General features: G+C 68.7%; 18 protein-coding genes and 2 pseudogenes. 10 read left to right on the top strand and 10 right to left on the bottom strand.

Features of this window, described 5'->3' with window-relative positions:
* Positions 1–58: 58 nt before the first annotated feature.
* Positions 59–592 (top strand): DUF1993 domain-containing protein, encoded by a 534-nt coding sequence (locus AC1RRV_RS20520; RefSeq protein ID WP_492861505.1) that lies wholly within the window; start codon positions 59–61, stop codon positions 590–592.
* Between the two features lie 9 nt (positions 593–601).
* Here the strand turns inward: AC1RRV_RS20520 and AC1RRV_RS20515 are convergent, their stop codons facing one another.
* From AC1RRV_RS20515 to AC1RRV_RS20505, 3 genes and pseudogenes are all read right to left on the bottom strand, one after another.
* Positions 602–1075 (bottom strand): molybdopterin-dependent oxidoreductase, encoded by a 474-nt coding sequence (locus AC1RRV_RS20515; protein ID WP_492861504.1) that lies wholly within the window; start codon positions 1073–1075, stop codon positions 602–604.
* A 77-nt stretch (positions 1076–1152) separates the two neighbouring features.
* Positions 1153–1245: pseudogene (locus AC1RRV_RS20510) on the bottom strand (hypothetical protein); the annotation flags it as partial.
* A gap of 15 nt (positions 1246–1260) precedes the next feature.
* Positions 1261–1932, bottom strand: coding sequence for a LysE family translocator (locus AC1RRV_RS20505; RefSeq protein ID WP_492861503.1), 672 nt, complete (start codon positions 1930–1932; stop codon positions 1261–1263).
* A 107-nt stretch (positions 1933–2039) separates the two neighbouring features.
* Here AC1RRV_RS20505 and AC1RRV_RS20500 point away from each other — a divergent pair, with 107 nt between their 5' ends.
* Positions 2040–3422 carry an aminotransferase-like domain-containing protein gene (locus AC1RRV_RS20500; protein WP_492861502.1) on the top strand — a complete coding sequence of 461 codons (1383 nt, stop codon included), beginning with the start codon at positions 2040–2042 and terminating at the stop codon, positions 3420–3422.
* Positions 3423–3426: 4 nt separating this feature from the next.
* Here the strand turns inward: AC1RRV_RS20500 and AC1RRV_RS20495 are convergent, their stop codons facing one another.
* The 4 genes from AC1RRV_RS20495 to AC1RRV_RS20480 form a co-directional block, all read right to left on the bottom strand.
* On the bottom strand, positions 3427–4194 hold the full coding sequence (locus AC1RRV_RS20495) for a DUF3108 domain-containing protein (protein WP_492861501.1): 768 nt from the start codon (positions 4192–4194) through the stop codon (positions 3427–3429).
* A 234-nt stretch (positions 4195–4428) separates the two neighbouring features.
* Entirely contained in the window at positions 4429–4977 is a 549-nt protein-coding gene (locus AC1RRV_RS20490) for an AAA family ATPase (protein ID WP_492861500.1), read from the bottom strand.
* Between the two features lie 44 nt (positions 4978–5021).
* The gene (locus tag AC1RRV_RS20485) at positions 5022–5564 is read right to left on the bottom strand and encodes a GNAT family N-acetyltransferase (protein ID WP_492861499.1); all 543 of its coding nucleotides are present in this window, start codon (positions 5562–5564) and stop codon (positions 5022–5024) included.
* Positions 5565–5650: 86 nt separating this feature from the next.
* A complete protein-coding gene (locus AC1RRV_RS20480) occupies positions 5651–6871 on the bottom strand; it encodes a YihY/virulence factor BrkB family protein (protein WP_492861498.1) in 1221 nt (406 codons plus the stop codon).
* Positions 6872–6963: 92 nt separating this feature from the next.
* On the opposite strand from AC1RRV_RS20480, the gene AC1RRV_RS20475 reads away from it, so the two are divergent.
* Entirely contained in the window at positions 6964–7725 is a 762-nt protein-coding gene (locus AC1RRV_RS20475; RefSeq protein ID WP_492861497.1) for an MOSC domain-containing protein, read from the top strand.
* 4 nt (positions 7726–7729) lie between these two features.
* On the opposite strand, the gene AC1RRV_RS20470 is transcribed toward AC1RRV_RS20475, so the two are convergent.
* Both AC1RRV_RS20470 and AC1RRV_RS20465 read right to left on the bottom strand, forming a co-directional pair.
* A complete protein-coding gene (locus tag AC1RRV_RS20470) occupies positions 7730–8020 on the bottom strand; it encodes a type II toxin-antitoxin system RelE/ParE family toxin (RefSeq protein WP_492861496.1) in 291 nt (96 codons plus the stop codon).
* A complete protein-coding gene (locus AC1RRV_RS20465) occupies positions 8017–8283 on the bottom strand; it encodes a type II toxin-antitoxin system ParD family antitoxin (protein ID WP_492861495.1) in 267 nt (88 codons plus the stop codon). The genes AC1RRV_RS20470 and AC1RRV_RS20465 overlap by 4 nt, the downstream gene beginning before the upstream one ends.
* A gap of 73 nt (positions 8284–8356) precedes the next feature.
* On the opposite strand from AC1RRV_RS20465, the gene prmC reads away from it, so the two are divergent.
* The 6 genes and pseudogenes from prmC (at position 8357) to AC1RRV_RS20435 (ending at position 13109) form a co-directional block, all read left to right on the top strand.
* On the top strand, positions 8357–9226 hold the full coding sequence (prmC, locus tag AC1RRV_RS20460; protein WP_492861494.1) for a peptide chain release factor N(5)-glutamine methyltransferase: 870 nt from the start codon (positions 8357–8359) through the stop codon (positions 9224–9226).
* Positions 9227–9300: 74 nt separating this feature from the next.
* Positions 9301–9471: pseudogene (locus AC1RRV_RS20455) on the top strand (hypothetical protein); the annotation flags it as partial.
* Positions 9468–10640: a DUF4167 domain-containing protein gene (locus AC1RRV_RS20450; protein ID WP_492861493.1), complete on the top strand. Its 1173-nt coding sequence runs from the start codon at positions 9468–9470 to the stop codon at positions 10638–10640. The pseudogene AC1RRV_RS20455 and the gene AC1RRV_RS20450, both read left to right, overlap by 4 nt.
* A gap of 123 nt (positions 10641–10763) precedes the next feature.
* Entirely contained in the window at positions 10764–11582 is an 819-nt protein-coding gene (locus tag AC1RRV_RS20445; protein ID WP_492861492.1) for a sialate O-acetylesterase, read from the top strand.
* A gap of 113 nt (positions 11583–11695) precedes the next feature.
* On the top strand, positions 11696–12757 hold the full coding sequence (locus AC1RRV_RS20440) for a sensor histidine kinase (protein WP_492861491.1): 1062 nt from the start codon (positions 11696–11698) through the stop codon (positions 12755–12757).
* A 13-nt stretch (positions 12758–12770) separates the two neighbouring features.
* On the top strand, positions 12771–13109 hold the full coding sequence (locus tag AC1RRV_RS20435) for a response regulator (protein WP_492861675.1): 339 nt from the start codon (positions 12771–12773) through the stop codon (positions 13107–13109).
* Positions 13110–13113: 4 nt separating this feature from the next.
* Here the strand turns inward: AC1RRV_RS20435 and AC1RRV_RS20430 are convergent, their stop codons facing one another.
* Positions 13114–13641 carry a hypothetical protein gene (locus AC1RRV_RS20430; protein WP_492861490.1) on the bottom strand — a complete coding sequence of 176 codons (528 nt, stop codon included), beginning with the start codon at positions 13639–13641 and terminating at the stop codon, positions 13114–13116.
* A 226-nt stretch (positions 13642–13867) separates the two neighbouring features.
* Here AC1RRV_RS20430 and AC1RRV_RS20425 point away from each other — a divergent pair, with 226 nt between their 5' ends.
* Positions 13868–14626: a M48 family metallopeptidase gene (locus tag AC1RRV_RS20425; RefSeq protein WP_492861489.1), complete on the top strand. Its 759-nt coding sequence runs from the start codon at positions 13868–13870 to the stop codon at positions 14624–14626.

Here is a 14626-nt window from a genome sequence, read left to right as displayed (position 1 = left end):
CGTGTCTAACTCGTTATGCAGCGCGGCCGGAGGGGCCGGGCCCAGCAAGGATCCGCCCATGTCCGTCTCCATCCAGCACCTCGCCGTGACCTCGGTCACGCGCGGCCTCAAGACGCTGTCGGCCCTGCTCGACAAGGCCAAGGCCCACGCCGAGGCCACGGGGACCGATCCGGACGCTTTCGTCCAGGCGCGTCTGGTCGAGGACATGCTGCCGCTGGCCGGCCAGATCCAGCGCGCTTCTGACACCGCCAAGGGCGCGGTCGCCCGCCTGACCGGCGGCGAGGCGCCCGCCATGGCCGACGACGAGACGACCCTGGCGCAACTGCAGGACCGCGTCGCCCGCACCCTGGCCTATGTCGAGAGCGTCCCGGCCTCGGCGTTTGAGGGCGCGGGGACCCGCGAGATCGTGGTGCCCGCCGGTCCGGAGATCAAACTCGGCTTCACCGGCCTGGAATACCTGCTGGAGTTCGTGATCCCGAACTTCCAGTTCCACGTCGTGACGGCCTACGACATCCTGCGCCACAAGGGCGTGCCGGTGGGCAAGCGCGACTTCCTGGGCATCGGCCCGGAACGGGTGAAGGCGGCGGCTTAAGGCGCCAGGTCAGAACGCCGGCTTGACCTCGATGGCCACCAGCTGTCGAGGCGACCGCGAGGGGCGCAGGTCGCCGTCGATGACCAGGCGATATGGTCCCTCGCGCTCATCCAGCTTGTGGCCGCCCACGGTGTCGGCGACCACGACAGGATTGGCGCGATAGACCGGGTCGGTCTCGGCCAGGGACAGGATGCTGGCGAAGCCGTCGGCGGCGCGGGCGATGACCACCTGGTTCAGATAGCGGCCCATCAGGCGCTCGCCATGCACCACCCCGGCCTGGGCCAGGACCGCGTCGAGCCGGACGCCCTCGTAGACGACGCTGGCGCCCTTCACCGTGATCGTCGCCTTGGCGCGAGGCAGGGCGGCCAGGTCCTTGGGCGTCAGCACCACGGTGTCACGGCCGGCCACGGTGACCTTGAGGTCCTGGGCCGCCGCGCCGGTGCAGACGGCGAAGGTGAGGGCGAGGGCGAGCAGCAGGCGCATGAATGATCCTCGAAGGTTCGCCCGAGCCTGAGGCAACCACCCTCAACACGCAAACCCCTTGTCATCCCGGGCGGCGAAGCCGACCCGGGACCCAGGGGCAACCGCACTGCGCCGGCCCCTGGGTCCCGGCTCTCCGCTGCGCTACGGCCGGGATGACAAGCTGATTTGCGCGTTGTCGTTTCGCCTCACCCCCGCGACTTGAACGCAGGCAGGGTCGGCGAGTTGGCCGCCACGTCGAGCAAGGCGTCGGCGGGGGTCGGCTTGCGCTCGAAGACCAACGGGTACAGCGACGCCACCAGCAGCACGGCCATGGTGACGTTGAACGTCCGCAGCACCGCCGGCCGGTCCAGGAACGGCCGCAGGCCCTGGCCGAAGCCCGCCCAGGCGGCGCTGCACGGCGCGCCCACCAGCATGAAGGTCCCGGCCAGCAACGGGATCACCAGCCAGGAACCGCCCTCGGGGGCGTAGGTGGTCACCGCGCCCAGGGCCATGGCCCAGGCCTTGGGATTGACCCACTGGAAGGCCGCGGCCTGCAGATAGGTCATCGGCTTGCCCAGGTCCTTGTCGCTGACCGAGCTGGAGCCGGCGATCTTCCAAGCCAGCCACAGCATGTAGGCCGCGCCGACCCAGCGCAGGATCTCGTGCAGCACCGGATAGGCCTTGAACACGCCGCCCAGCCCCAGGCCCATCGCCAGCACCATGAAGCCCAGGCCGCTGCTGATGCCCAGGATGTGCATCACCGTGCGGCGGAAGCCGAAGTTCGCGCCCGATGCGAGCAGCATCATGTTGTTTGGGCCGGGCGTACCGGCCGTCGCGAAGGCGAACAGGACGAAGGCGAGCAGCAGTTCGGGGGTCATCACGGCCTCCTTGAGAGCCCATCAGGGGTGGAATGTCACCGTGATGATTTCCATTGTATCGTGAGTCAAATTGCATATTGTTATGATGACAATAAAGGAGACACTTGATGGTCACGGGCTGGACCCCGACCATTCCGACGGGTGAGGCGCCGCTGTACGAGCGGCTGGTGGCCGTGCTGCGCGCCGATATCGCCTCGGGCGCGCTGGCCGCCGGGGTGCGTCTGCCGCCGCAGCGGGACCTGGCCTATCGCCTCGGCGTGGGGCTGGGCACGGTGACGCGGGCCTATGTCGAGGCCGAGAAGGCGGGGCTGGTCAGCGCCCATGTCGGTCGCGGCAGCTTCGTCAACGCGCCGGCCGAGCACCGTCCTTACGAGCGCGAGGGACCGATCAACCTGGCCCAGAACATCGCGCCGGCCGCCTCGGCCGCTTCGCGGATCGCCGAGGCCCTGGCCCGGCTGCGCAAGCGCGCGGACCTGGCCGAGCACCTGGCCTATTCTCCGGTGGCCGGACACGAGGCCCAGCGGCGCGCGGGCGCGGCCTGGCTGGCGCGGACCAGCAGCTACGAGGCGGTCGACTGGCGCCGGCTGATCTGCTGCGCCGGCGCCCAGCAGGGGCTGTCCCTCGCGCTGGGCACGGTCATGCGGCCGGGCGATGTGCTGCTGACCGAGGCCCTGGCCTATCACGGCCTCAAGGCCCTGGCGCCGCACAATGGCTGGAAGATCCGGGGCCTGCCGATGGACGCCGAGGGCCTGCGCCCCGACGCCCTGGAGGAGGCCATCATCACCACCGGCGCGCGGGTGCTGGCGGTGCTGCCGACCCTGCAGAATCCCACGGGCCGGATCATGAGCCGCGCGCGCCGCGAGGCCATTGTCGCCATCGCCCGCAAGCACGACCTGACCATCGTCGAGGACGACATCTACGGCGCCTATGCGCAGGACGCGCCGCCGCCGTTCGCCATGCTGGCCCCGGAGCGGACCTTCCACGTCTCGGGCGTCTCCAAGACCCTGGCGCCGGGCCTGCGCGCCGGCTTCCTGGTCGCCCCGGCGGCCGAGGCCTTCGAGCGCGTGCTGGATGCGGTGCGTGTGGTCACCTACGCCCCGCCGGCCTTTGGCGGCCTGATCGCCACCCAGTGGATCGAGGACGGTTCGGCCGACGCCATCCTGGCCGAGACCCGCGACGAAGCCCGCTTCCGCCTGACCATGGCCCGGGACATCCTCGGCCCGTCGATCGAGACGCCATACTCCGACATCGCGCCCCACGTCTGGCTGCCGATGAGCGAGCTGGAAGCCGAGCGCCTGGCCGGCCGGGCCCTGCGCGGCGGGGCCGAGGTCACCGCGCCCTCCGCTCCCGTGGTCGAGGCCGGGCATGAGAGCGGCGTGCGCGTCTGCCTTGGCGCCACGACCGACCGGGCGGCGCTACGGCGCGGCCTCGAGATCGTGGCCGGGGCGCTGTCCAACGAGGTCGGCGAACGGTCGCGGGCGGTGATCTAGGCCGTCACCAGATCAGCGTCTTGACCCACACCGACCCGTCGGGCGCGGGCGAGACCACCTTGATCACCACCTGGCTGTCCTTGGCCAGCCAGAAGGTCGCCGGCTTCCATTCGGGGTGATTGTAGTCGGTGGTCACGACCCAGCAGTCGACCTTGCCGCCGGCCGAGCTGGTCAGGACCTCGCTGCCTGTCACCTTGAACAGATAGGGCGCGGGCGCGCCGCCGCCCGGGTGATGGAAGACGATCTGGGCCTCGTAGCCGTTGGCCAGCGGCAGGGCCTGGAGGAACTCCATGTCCGTCTCGAAATTGAAGGTCGGCTGCGGCGAGGCCACGTCGTAGGCGGCCTGGGCGTTGTCCGGCAGGTCCTTCAGGCCGACGATCCGGTCCGGCTTGAACTCGAAGCCCTCGACCTTGGTCTGGCCGTCCTTGGTGGTGCGGCGGATGTGGGTGAGGGGCCGGAAGGCGCCGAGCTCGAACCAGCTGTCCAGCTGCTTGACCGCTCCCGGCGTCGCCCCGTCCCAGTGCTGGACGATGTGCAGGCGCTTCACCCCGGCCTTGTCGGGCTCGATGCGGATCTCGCGGGTCCAGAGGTCCATCGGCTGGAGGGTGTCGCCGACTTGCTTGTAGCGAAGATAGCGATGGGTGGCCGGTTTGATCTTGTCGAACCGCGCCAGCGGCTGGCCGACGGGCACGGGCGTGACGGCCGCCCAGGCGGTGGTGGCGACCGAGCAGGCGAGCGCGACGCCGACGGTCGCGCGGAGGGTAAGCGACATGGAAAGCCCCTGAACAGAGAACGGCGGCATGTGAGGACAGAGCGCGGCCTGGAGCTACTTAAGCTTCGGTAATGCGGGGGCGTTCGCCGAACACATGCAAAATCCCCGCCTCCCTAGGCCTTGTGCCTAGGGCCCATGCTTCGGCTGGGCTCGACGTGGCCGAAGCGCTCCGCCAGCGTGGTCGTTCGCCCGGCGTCATCGAGCGAGCGGATGCATGGGTCCTAGGCGCAAGGCCTAGGAAGGCGTGATTTGGGTTTGCTCGATCATCGCCAGCACCTTGCGAACCCGCTCACTCACCGTTCCCGGCTCGACCGAAACCAGCTCGAACCCCAGTTCCGCATACGCCGCCTCATGCACGCGCTCGAAGGCAAAAGCCTCCTCCAACCCGATCCGCCGCGCCGCTGTCGGCGTGACAAACCCCAAGCCTCGCACCAGGAGCACCCGTCGCTGATAGACCTGCTCCGCCGCGATCCGGTCGAGCTCGGCCCGCAACGTCGCCGACACCGGGTGACCCAGGAATCGCGCCAAGGCCAGGGCGCAGACCGGCGAACGGTCGAAGAACACGACTTCGCCGGCGGCCCGCGCCTCGCGCTGCGTCTGCAAGGTGACAATCGCGTCGATGAAGGCTGGATCGGTCCACGGCTCGGTCACACCCTCGGCTTGAGCCAAGGCGATGACATCGGTCGCGGCCTCCTCGACCACGGCGTGGCCGGCGCGCTCCAGGGCGCGCAACAGCACGGTTTTGCCCCCGCCCGGGGCGCCGGTCAGGATGTAGCGATGCATGGGGGATCCTCGCCGAAGTCGGCGTGTCCCGAAGCGTAGCGCCCCTAGAGCGCCTTTTCCAGGATCACGAACTGCAGGTCGTCCCGCTGCGGCTCGCCGAAGCGTTCGTCGCCATAGGGGAAGGGCTGGGTCTCGCCGGTCAGGCGGTAGCCGCGGCGTTCGTACCAGGCGATCAGGGTGTCCCGCACCGAGATGACGGTCATCCGGATGCGCTTGCCGCCCCGCGCCTTGGCGTAGTTCTCGCAGGTTTCGAGCATGGCGCGGCCCAGGCCGCCGTCCTGGCGCAGGGGCGAGACAGTGACCATGCCGACGTACCAGGCGTCGTCCCCGTGTTGGGAGGAGGGGGCCGGCTCGAGCCAGGCGCAGACATAGGGCTTTTCCCAGTTCTCGTCCCGAAAGGTCAGGATGGTCGAGCCCGGCTTGGCCTCGAGGTCGGCGCGCAGGGTCGCCTCGTCGGTGCGCTGGCCGCCCAGCAGGTAGCTCTCGCTGGTCCAGCCCTTGGTCGCCAGCTCGCCGCGATAGGCCGAGTTCACCAGCTCGGCGATGTCGGCCAGTTCGTGGTCCTTGTAGAGGGTGAGCAGCGGCATCGGCGGTCCTTGAGCAAGCGAAGGCGGAAGCTAGGAACTGCCCGGGGCCGCAACAAGCCGATTCCGGCCGTCAAGCCGAACAATGTCTAGCGTCGCCGCACCTTCTTCCAGGCCCCGCCGGCCATCCGGCGTACGCCGCCGGCCTCGCGCTTGATCATTTCCCAGGGATGGAAGGCCAGGCCCACCGTGTCGGCCATGGCCGCGCCGCGCGCGCCCATCGGCTGTTCGGGACCGGTGGTGGAGTCGACGGCGGTCTGGTGCTCGATCTCGGCGTTCAGCTCGGCCCCGACGAGTATGGCCATGATCGAGAACCACACCCAGACCATGAAGGCGATCACCGCGCCCAGCGGGCCATAGGTGGCGTCGTAGTGGGCGATGCGGTTGACGTAGACCGAGAAGCCCAGCGACCCGACCAGCCATCCGGCCGAGGCGGCGGCCGCCCCGATCCATACCCAGCGCCAGCGCGCCTGGGATCGGCTGGGAGCGAAGCGGTAGAGCACGGCGAAGGCGACGGCGGTCATGGCCAGCACGAGCAACCAGCGGATCGGCGCCAGGACCGCGTCCAGCGCCGACAGGCGCGCGGCCTCCAGGAGGAGAGGCGTGGCGATCAGCACGCCGGACGCGACGGCGGCGTAAAGCAGGGCGCAGAAGGTGAAGAGGTAGCTGAGCAGGGTGCGCGGCACCAGGTGGCGCTTCTCGTCCTCGTCATAGGCCACGTTCAGTCCGTCGAAGAGCGCCCGCATGCTGGCGTTGGCGCTCCAGATCGACAGCAGCAGGCTGAAGGCGAAGGCCACGCCCAGCTTGCCCTCGCCCTGGGTGGCCAGGCGCAGCATCTGCTCGCCGACGATCTGGATGACGCTGGCGGGAAAGACCCCCTGCATGCCGCGAAGTTGCGCCTCCACGGTGCGTACGTCGGCGAACAGGCCGTACAGCGACACGAAGGCGCCGATGGCCGGGATCAGGGCCAGCAGGGTGTAGAAGGTCACGCCGCCGGCCACGGCCGGCAGGCGGTCGACGGTGATCTCGCGCCAGGTGCGCCAGAGGATGTCGCGCCAGCCCAGCAGCGGGATGTGGCCTGGATGGCGGGCGGCCCGGCCCCGGCGCGGCTCGGCCTGGTCGAAGTCGGCCGGCGGCATCGCCCGATCCTCCGACAGGCCCGGCGGGTCGGCGATGGGCTCCTCGGCGAGGGTCTCGGGCTTCTTCGGAAAGGCCAGCGGCGCGATGGCCAGCAGCACGATCCAGGGCGCCAGGTGATACGGACGCGACTTCAGCCAAGACAGGATCGGACGCGGCGAAGCGTCGGCCATGGTACGCCCTCCAGCCCTCCAAAACCCGGACGGCCCCGCTGTGTTCCTTCGAAGCCTTGCCATAGCCCGAGTCGGACCCGATCTTCCGGGCCATGGACGCCCGGATCACTTCGATTTACCGCCACCCCGTGAAGGGCTTCACGCCCGAGCGGCTGACCGCCGCCACGCTGGAGGCGGGAGCGTGCTTCCCCTGCGATCGGCTCTATGCCGTCGAGGATGGACCCAGCGGCTTCGACCCTGAGGCGCCGGGCCATATCTCGAAGATGAAGTTCACGGTGCTGGCCAAGATCCCGGCCGTCGCCAAGGCCCGCACGGCCTATGACGAGGTGTCCGGTGTGTTCAGCGCCAACGCCGCGGGGCGCCCCGACTTCGCCGGCGACCTGCGGACCGGCGCCGGCCGCGCGGGGTTCGAGGCCTGGCTGGCCGACCTGCTCGGCGAGGAGATCTCCGGCCCACTGAAGGTGATCGAGGGGCCGGGCGCCCACCGGTTCATGGACAGCCGCTCGGGCTATGTCTCGATCGTCAACCTGGCCAGCGTGCGCGACCTGGGCGACCGCCTGGGCATGACCCTGGATCCGCTGCGCTTCCGCGCCAATCTCTATGTCGAGGGCTGGCCCGCCTGGGCCGAGAACGACATGACCGGCAAGACCCTGGCCGTGGGCGGCGCGACCGCCGAAGTCCTCAAGCCCATCGTCCGCTGCGCCGCCACCCACGTCGACCCGACGACCGCCGAGCGGGACGTCGACCTGGTGAAGGCGCTGTTCGACTACTACGGCCACATGCTGTGCGGCATCTACCTGAACGTCACCGAAGGTGGTGAGGTCGGGGAGGGGGATGGGGTGTCGGTGAGCTGAGCCGTCAGCTCAGGCGAGATTTCGCGTCCATGCTTTGATGGAGAACGCGGACGATCTCCACGCCCTCATCCATGCGGTAGAAAATGACGTGCGATCCGATGGCGCGACGGCGGTAGCCTTCGCCTATCGCTTCGTCAGTCCAGCCGACGTCAGGACACTCGGCGATCATTTCGACAGTGGATTGGATGCTTCGGAGGTAGGCCTCGGCGCGGATGTTGCCCCATTGGCCACGCGAGTAGTTCCAGATTTCGATGAGATCGAGCCTGGCGAGAGACGAGAGGCGGTAAGCCTTCATTCCTCGTGGAATCCTTGCGGTTGGGACTCGCGCAGCCTTTCTTCAATGAACGCGTCAAAGTCGAAGTCTTCGATGAAGCCGCTCTCTTCACCCGCCTTTAGCGCTGCTCGTAAGGCGGTGAGCTTGGCCTCGTGGCTTTCCAAAAGGCGGAGCCCCGCCCGCACGACTTCGCTCGCCGAGCCGTAGCGGCCGTCGGCGACTTGCGTATCGATGAAAGCCTGGAAATGCTCACCCAGGCTGACGGAAGTGTTCTTGCTAGCCATGTCGTCACGATACCAAAAACTGGTACCATCTTCAATCTCGCCTCTCCCAATCCAAAGCGCTAAACCCCCGCCCATGACCCTGACCCTCGTCAAAGCCTGGACCGCCGCCAAGGAGCGTCTGAAGGACGCCGGCATCGATCAGCCCGCCATCGACGCGCGCCTGATGCTGGAGGTGGCCGCCAATGTCACCCGCACCGAGATCGTCACCGATCCGTACCGCGAACTGTCGGCCGAGCAGGAAGCCACCCTCGAGGACTATCTGAGCCGCCGCGCCCGCCGCGAGCCGGTCAGCCACATCATCGGCCGCAAGGGGTTCTGGAAGATCCTGCTGCAGGTGAACAAGAACGTCCTGACCCCGCGTCCCGAGACCGAGGTCATCGTCGACGAGGTGCTGAAGGCCTTCCCGGAGGGCATGGGCTTTTCGATGCTGGACCTGGGCGTCGGCTCGGGCACGATCCTGCTGGCGGTGCTGGCCGAGCGTCCGGCGGCCAAGGGCCTGGGCGTCGACGCATCCGACGAGGCCCTGGCCGTGGCCCGCGACAATGCCGCCAGCCTGGACCTCAACAATCGCGCCGCCTTCCTGCACGGCGACTGGACGGCGGGCCTGGGCGACGCGAGCTTCGACCTCGTCGTGTCGAACCCTCCCTACATCCCGACCGCCGTCATCGACACCCTGGAGCCCGAGGTTCGCGATCACGAACCGCGCCTGGCCCTGGACGGCGGCGCCGACGGCCTGGACGCCTATCGGATGCTGGCGCCGGAGATCCTCCGGGTGCTGAAGCCGGCCGGCATGTTCGCCGTGGAGATCGGCTACGACCAGTCCAAGGACGTCGAGGCGCTGTTCCGCGAGGCGGGCGCCCAGCAGGTCAGGACAGTCAAAGACCTGTCGACCCACGACCGAGTTGTCACCGGGGTGAAAAATCCCTTGGAAACCGGGGCGTGAACCGTTAGACGAGTCATGTCCCCTTCCAGATCGCCAGGTGACGGGAAAAGCAGGCGTTTTATGACGTCGGCGATGCTCCCCTGGCAGGCGCGCCCGGTCCGCCGGTCGCCGCGCCCGAAAGCAGGGCGGGGGCTCTACGGAAACCAGTGTCTCTGAAACCCAAGGGTTCGACCCGCTCAGAGACCAGCAAGGCCGGACGCGCCAGCGCCAGACTGACCTCCGGACAGGTTCAGAAGAGAACATGAGAGATTTCAAAGGCATGAAGCGCCAGCGCGGCCGCAACAATCGCGGTGGCAGCGGCGGCAAGCCTCAGCAGCACAACGCTAACCGTGCGTTCGACTCGAACGGCCCCGAGGGCGTGAAGGTCCGCGGCGCGGCCCAGAGCGTCTACGAAAAGTACCAGCAGCTGGCGCGCGACGCGACGTCGTCCGGCGACCGCGTGTTGGCCGAGAACTATCTGCAGCACGCCGAGCACTATTTCCGCGTCCTGCGCGCCATCCAGCCGAATCGTCCGGTGTCCGACATCCTCGGCAAGGACGTCTACGCCGCCTACGAGATCGACTTCGAGGCCGAGCCGCCCGAAGAGGTCGAAGCTCCCGAGGCGCCGGCCCAGGGCGAAGGCCAGGGCGACGGCGGCGACGGCGGTGAAGGCGGCGAGCAACGCCGTGACCGTTTCGAGAGCCGTGACCGGGATCGCAACCGCGACCGCGATCGCAACTTCGACAATCGCGAAGGTCGCGACCGTGACCGCAATCGCGACGATCGTCCCCGTGAGGGCGAAGGCCGCCGCGACCGCTGGCGCGATGATCGCCCCCGGGATGACCGGCCGCGTGACGACCGCCCCCGTGATGACCGGCCCCGGGATGATCGCCCGCGCGACGACCGTCCCCGTGATGACCGGCCCCGTGACGACCGCCCCCGGGACGACCGTCCGCGTGAAGACCGCTTCCGCGACCGCGACGATCGCCCGCGTGATGAGCGTCCCCGTGACGATCGCCCCCGTGACGATCGGCCGGCCGCCGCCGAGGGCGAGAGCCAGCCGCAAGCCGAGGGCGAGGGCCGCGAAGGCCGCCGCCGTGGCCGTGATCGCGATCGCAATCGCGACCGTGACTGGCAGCCGCGCGGCGACCGCGATCCGCTGGCGGTGATCGAGCCGGAAGCCTCGCCGCTGACCGCCCAAGCCCCGGCTGAGAGCTCGCCGATGCTGCGTGGCCAGGACGGCGCCGTCAGTGAGGCCCCGGCCTTCCTGGGCCGCAAGACCCCGCGCGCCGTCGAAGCCGCGCCTGCCGCGGTGACACCGGCTCCGGAAGCCGAGACTGGCGAGGACGTGAAAAAGCCCCGTCGTCGCCGCGCGCCGCGCAGCTTCGAAGCTGGTGAAGGCGCTCCGGCCAGCCCGGAATCCGAAGAGGCCTGATCCTTCGATCAGCGACGAACACCGAAAGGGAGCCGTGAAAGCGGCTCCCTTTTTCGTTGCGCCTTCTTCGCTGAAGCTGGAACGGCTAGGCTCGCCGGAAGGGTTTCGGATGGGAGATCATCGGTGCGTCTGACGGGTTTGGCGGCGCTTGTGATCCTGGCGACGGCGTCGCCTGTCCACGCGCGGCAAGTCGCTCTCGCCAGACCGGACGTATATCTGCTGGCCGGGCAGTCAAACATGTCCGGACGAGGGCTCCTGTCGGAGCTTGAGGACGAGGAACGCGCCGCCGATCGCGCCATTCAGCTCTACGGTAACGACGAGAAGGTCCGACCAGCCCTGGACCCCCTGGACGACGCGGCTGGACAGGTCGATCCGGTGTCGAGCGACGCCGGCCTGGCCGCCGTGGGCCCCGGCCTGTTCTTCGCTCGCGCCCTGCGCGCGCAGCGCCACAGGCCCATCCTCCTGGTCCCCTGCGCCAAGGGCGGCTCGTCGATCGGCCAGTGGAAGCCTGGTGGGGCGCGCGACACCCTCTACGGTTCGTGTCTGGCGCGCGCCAAGGTGGCTGGGAGGGTGAAGGGAATACTCTGGTACCAGGGCGAGACCGACGCGGGCCGCGAAGGCTCCGCCGAGGGCTGGAAGGCTTCGTTCGAGATCCTGGTTGGGCGTTGGCGCGAAGACCTGCACGCCAAGCGCCTGCCCATCGTGATCGTCCAACTGGCCGACATGCCTTCGCCCGAGATCAGCGCGCCCAAGACCTATCCCTCGTGGGCGGCTATCCAGGCGGTCCAGGCCGGGCCTTTGCCGGATTGCGTGGCGATGGTTTCGGCCCGGGGCCTGCCGAAGAAGCCCGACGACCTCCACCTGACCACCGCCGCCCAGCGGGCCCTCGGGAGCCGCTTGGCGCAAGCCATGGAAGGGCTGCGCGGGAAAGGCTGCCGCTGAACCTTCGCTCGCGAAACAGCCGGCATCTAGGCTCGGCGAACACTGTTTGCGTGAAGCTATAGCGACGCACCAACTTCGGCGATAGTGTCGGGTTCTCGACGGGGGAGTCGCCGATGACTGGAGAGCGTGAGCCTCCTGATGGCCTATCTCAGGAGAAGGAAGAGGCGGCCAACGCCGCCGTTGTCGAAGCGCGCTACCGTGCCATCGTCGACACCGCAGTCGACGCCATCGTCGTGATCGACGAGCAGGGGCGGATCGAGGCCTTCAACCCCGCCGCCGAGCGGCTGTTCGGTTACGCCACGGACGACGTGGTCGGCCACAATATCCACATGCTGATGCCCGAGCCGTACCACGGCGAGCACGATGGCTATCTCGGGCGCTATCGCGACACGGGCGAGCGGCGGATCATCGGCATCGGCCGCGAGGTCAGCGGCCGGCGCCAGGACGGGACGACCTTTCCACTGGAGCTATCGATCGCCGAGTGGCGCGACGGCGGGCGCCGCTACTTCACCGGCGTGATGCGCGACGTCACCCAGCGCAAGCGGGCGGAAGAGCTGCAACGGCTGATGATCAACGAGCTGAATCACCGGGTGAAGAACACCCTGGCCACGGTGCAGTCGGTGGCGGGGCAGACCCTGCGCAACGCGGTGGACCTGGGCGACGCCCGCGAGTCCCTGACGACCCGCCTGCTGGCCCTGGCGCGTGGCCACGACATCCTGACCCGCGAGAGCTGGGACGGGGCCGAACTCGCCGACATCGTTTCCGCGGTGGTGTCCGCCCATGGCGAGACCGCGAGGTTCACCCTGGATGGCCCTCCCGTGCGCCTGGCTCCGAAGGCGACCCTGGCGCTCTCCATGGCCCTGCACGAACTGATGACCAACGCGGCCAAGTACGGGGCGTTGTCCAACGAGGAAGGCCAGGTGCGGCTGGTCTGGCGACGAACCAAGGCGGACGCCAGCGAGCGGCTGCGCATGACGTGGGAAGAAATCGATGGGCCACCTGTCTCGACTCCGACGCGCCAGGGCTTCGGCACCCGTCTCATCACCGGCGGCCTCGCTCGCGAACTCGGGGGTGAGGTCCGCCTCGAATATCCGCCGGCCGGTGTCGTCTGCGAGATCGACGCCGAGCTCGGCAAGACCGGCGAGTCGAACCGTTTCATCCGAGGCGCGGCCTGATCCGCTACGGGTCCTGGTCGTCGAGGACGAGCTGTTCGTGGCCATGCTGGTCGAGGACCTTTTAAGCGACCTGGGACACACGGTCGTGGGGCCGGCCTCCTCGGCGCGCGAAGCGGTGTTGGCCGCCGAAGCAGAGGTGTTCGATTTCGCCCTTCTGGACGTGAACCTCGGCGACGGCGAAACCTCCTTCCGGACGGCCGAGATCCTGCGCGAGCGCGGCGTGCCGTTCGCCTTCGTCACGGGCTATGGCGACCAGGGCGTCCGCGCCGACCTGCGCGACGTGCCGATCCTCTCCAAGCCTATCGACCCTCGACAGATGGCGCGGGTCATCGAGCGGCTGGTGGACGGCTAGGGACCTAGCTCGGCGCCGCCGCTGACGCGCAGGCGTCGGACTGCTTGGCGAAGGTCTGCTTGTCGCCCAACCGCCAGGTCGAGCCGTCCTTGCTCATCTCGTAGGTCGCCTCGAACCGGCAGGCTTCCAGGCGAACGAAGGTGATCCGTTCCAGGGCGAAGGCCGCGCGCAACGCTGGACCGCTTTCGAACACCAGGCGATCGCCCTGCCAGCCGGAGCCGCGCATCAGCCGGCCGCCGCCTCGGTTCGGCGTCAGCAGCAGCGCCACTTGTCCGGTGGCGGCGTCCACCGTCATTAGACCGGCATAGGAGAAGGTGGCCGGCGGCGCTTCCTCGTGTCGGACCTCCAGCACCTTGCCGTCCAGAATGGGCTTGAACGCGAAGTGCGACTCCAGCGGCTTGCCACTCGCGAAGGCGCCGCGCCCGTTCCAGTCACCGACGAAGTAGCCCGCTATCGCCGCCGGTAGATCGGTCGATGTGGGCGGCGCCGTTTCAGCGATCACCGCCGCGATGGTCAAGGAAAGCAGAAGCATCGGATCCTCGGTGAAAGCCTTACGCGACCAAACTTGGCCACGGCGCATCGATCGACGACAGTTCGAAGCGATGAACGCCGTTCATGGCGCGACAAAGAGGCGATAGCTTCAAGCGCTCCGCGAGCAGCGGATGACAAATGGGTAAGGCCAAGCTCCACAGGTTGCGTCGGCCTCGCCCGCCGCCGATAAGGCTATGTCGAATTCGAAACACTGTTCGCCGAGCCCCATGATCGCCCTGCGCCGCTTCACGCTTCCGCTTTTGCTCGCCGCCGCCGCCGCGCTGGGCGGCTGCGCCTACAATGCCGACCTCGGCCGCGATCAGCTGCTGATCGTCAATGACGACAACCTGGCAGCCCAGGGCGAGAAGGCCTGGGCAGACACCCTGCGCACGGCCTACGTCTCTAAGGAGCCGCGCAAGAATGCGCGGGTCCAGGCGGTCGGCCAGCGGGTGATCACCGCCGCCGGCCTGTCGGGCCGGCCCTGGGACTATGCGGTGTTCCTGGACGAGGCGCCCAACGCCTTCGTGCTGCCCGGCGGCCACGTCGGTGTGACCGTGGGCCTGCTGACCCTGGTCGAGAACGACGACCAGCTTGCCGCCGTCATCGGTCACGAGGCCGGCCACGTGGTGGCCCACCACGCGGCCGAGCGCGCCTCGCAGGAGACGACCTCGAAGATCCTTCTGGGCATTGCCGGCGCGGCGGCGGGAAGCACCGATTTCGGCAAGCTGCTGAAGGATCACGGCAACGACGCGGCCAAGTTCGGGGTGCTGCTGCCGTTCTCGCGCAAGCAGGAGCTGGAGGCGGACAAGCTGGGCGTCGACTTCATGCAGCGCGCCGGGTACCAGCCGCGCGAGGCCGTGGCCCTGTGGCGCAACATGCAGACCCAGGCGGGGGGCAGTTCGGGCGGTCAGATGGGCTCCACCCACCCGTCGGACGCGGTGCGAATTCAGGAGTTGGAGCGTTATCTCACCGCCAAGGGCTGGTGA

This window comes from Caulobacter sp. GW821-FHT11E10 (assembly GCF_058808375.1).
The sequence above is the reverse complement of the archived record's forward strand: the minus strand, read 5'-3'. Positions and strand labels throughout refer to the sequence as shown.

Bases quoted from the DNA above. Each gene is read 5' to 3' on its own strand.
- AC1RRV_RS20520 (WP_492861505.1), top strand. From the start codon at position 59: ATGTCCGTCTCCATCCAGCACCTCGCCGTGACCTCGGTCACGCGCGGC.
- AC1RRV_RS20515 (WP_492861504.1), bottom strand. From the start codon at position 1,075: ATGCGCCTGCTGCTCGCCCTCGCCCTCACCTTCGCCGTCTGCACCGGC.
- AC1RRV_RS20505 (WP_492861503.1), bottom strand. From the start codon at position 1,932: ATGACCCCCGAACTGCTGCTCGCCTTCGTCCTGTTCGCCTTCGCGACG.
- AC1RRV_RS20500 (WP_492861502.1), top strand. From the start codon at position 2,040: ATGGTCACGGGCTGGACCCCGACCATTCCGACGGGTGAGGCGCCGCTG.
- AC1RRV_RS20495 (WP_492861501.1), bottom strand. From the start codon at position 4,194: ATGTCGCTTACCCTCCGCGCGACCGTCGGCGTCGCGCTCGCCTGCTCG.
- AC1RRV_RS20490 (WP_492861500.1), bottom strand. From the start codon at position 4,977: ATGCATCGCTACATCCTGACCGGCGCCCCGGGCGGGGGCAAAACCGTG.
- AC1RRV_RS20485 (WP_492861499.1), bottom strand. From the start codon at position 5,564: ATGCCGCTGCTCACCCTCTACAAGGACCACGAACTGGCCGACATCGCC.
- AC1RRV_RS20480 (WP_492861498.1), bottom strand. From the start codon at position 6,871: ATGGCCGACGCTTCGCCGCGTCCGATCCTGTCTTGGCTGAAGTCGCGT.
- AC1RRV_RS20475 (WP_492861497.1), top strand. From the start codon at position 6,964: ATGGACGCCCGGATCACTTCGATTTACCGCCACCCCGTGAAGGGCTTC.
- AC1RRV_RS20470 (WP_492861496.1), bottom strand. From the start codon at position 8,020: ATGAAGGCTTACCGCCTCTCGTCTCTCGCCAGGCTCGATCTCATCGAA.
- AC1RRV_RS20465 (WP_492861495.1), bottom strand. From the start codon at position 8,283: ATGGCTAGCAAGAACACTTCCGTCAGCCTGGGTGAGCATTTCCAGGCT.
- prmC (WP_492861494.1), top strand. From the start codon at position 8,357: ATGACCCTGACCCTCGTCAAAGCCTGGACCGCCGCCAAGGAGCGTCTG.
- AC1RRV_RS20450 (WP_492861493.1), top strand. From the start codon at position 9,468: ATGAGAGATTTCAAAGGCATGAAGCGCCAGCGCGGCCGCAACAATCGC.
- AC1RRV_RS20440 (WP_492861491.1), top strand. From the start codon at position 11,696: ATGACTGGAGAGCGTGAGCCTCCTGATGGCCTATCTCAGGAGAAGGAA.
- AC1RRV_RS20430 (WP_492861490.1), bottom strand. From the start codon at position 13,641: ATGCTTCTGCTTTCCTTGACCATCGCGGCGGTGATCGCTGAAACGGCG.
- AC1RRV_RS20425 (WP_492861489.1), top strand. From the start codon at position 13,868: ATGATCGCCCTGCGCCGCTTCACGCTTCCGCTTTTGCTCGCCGCCGCC.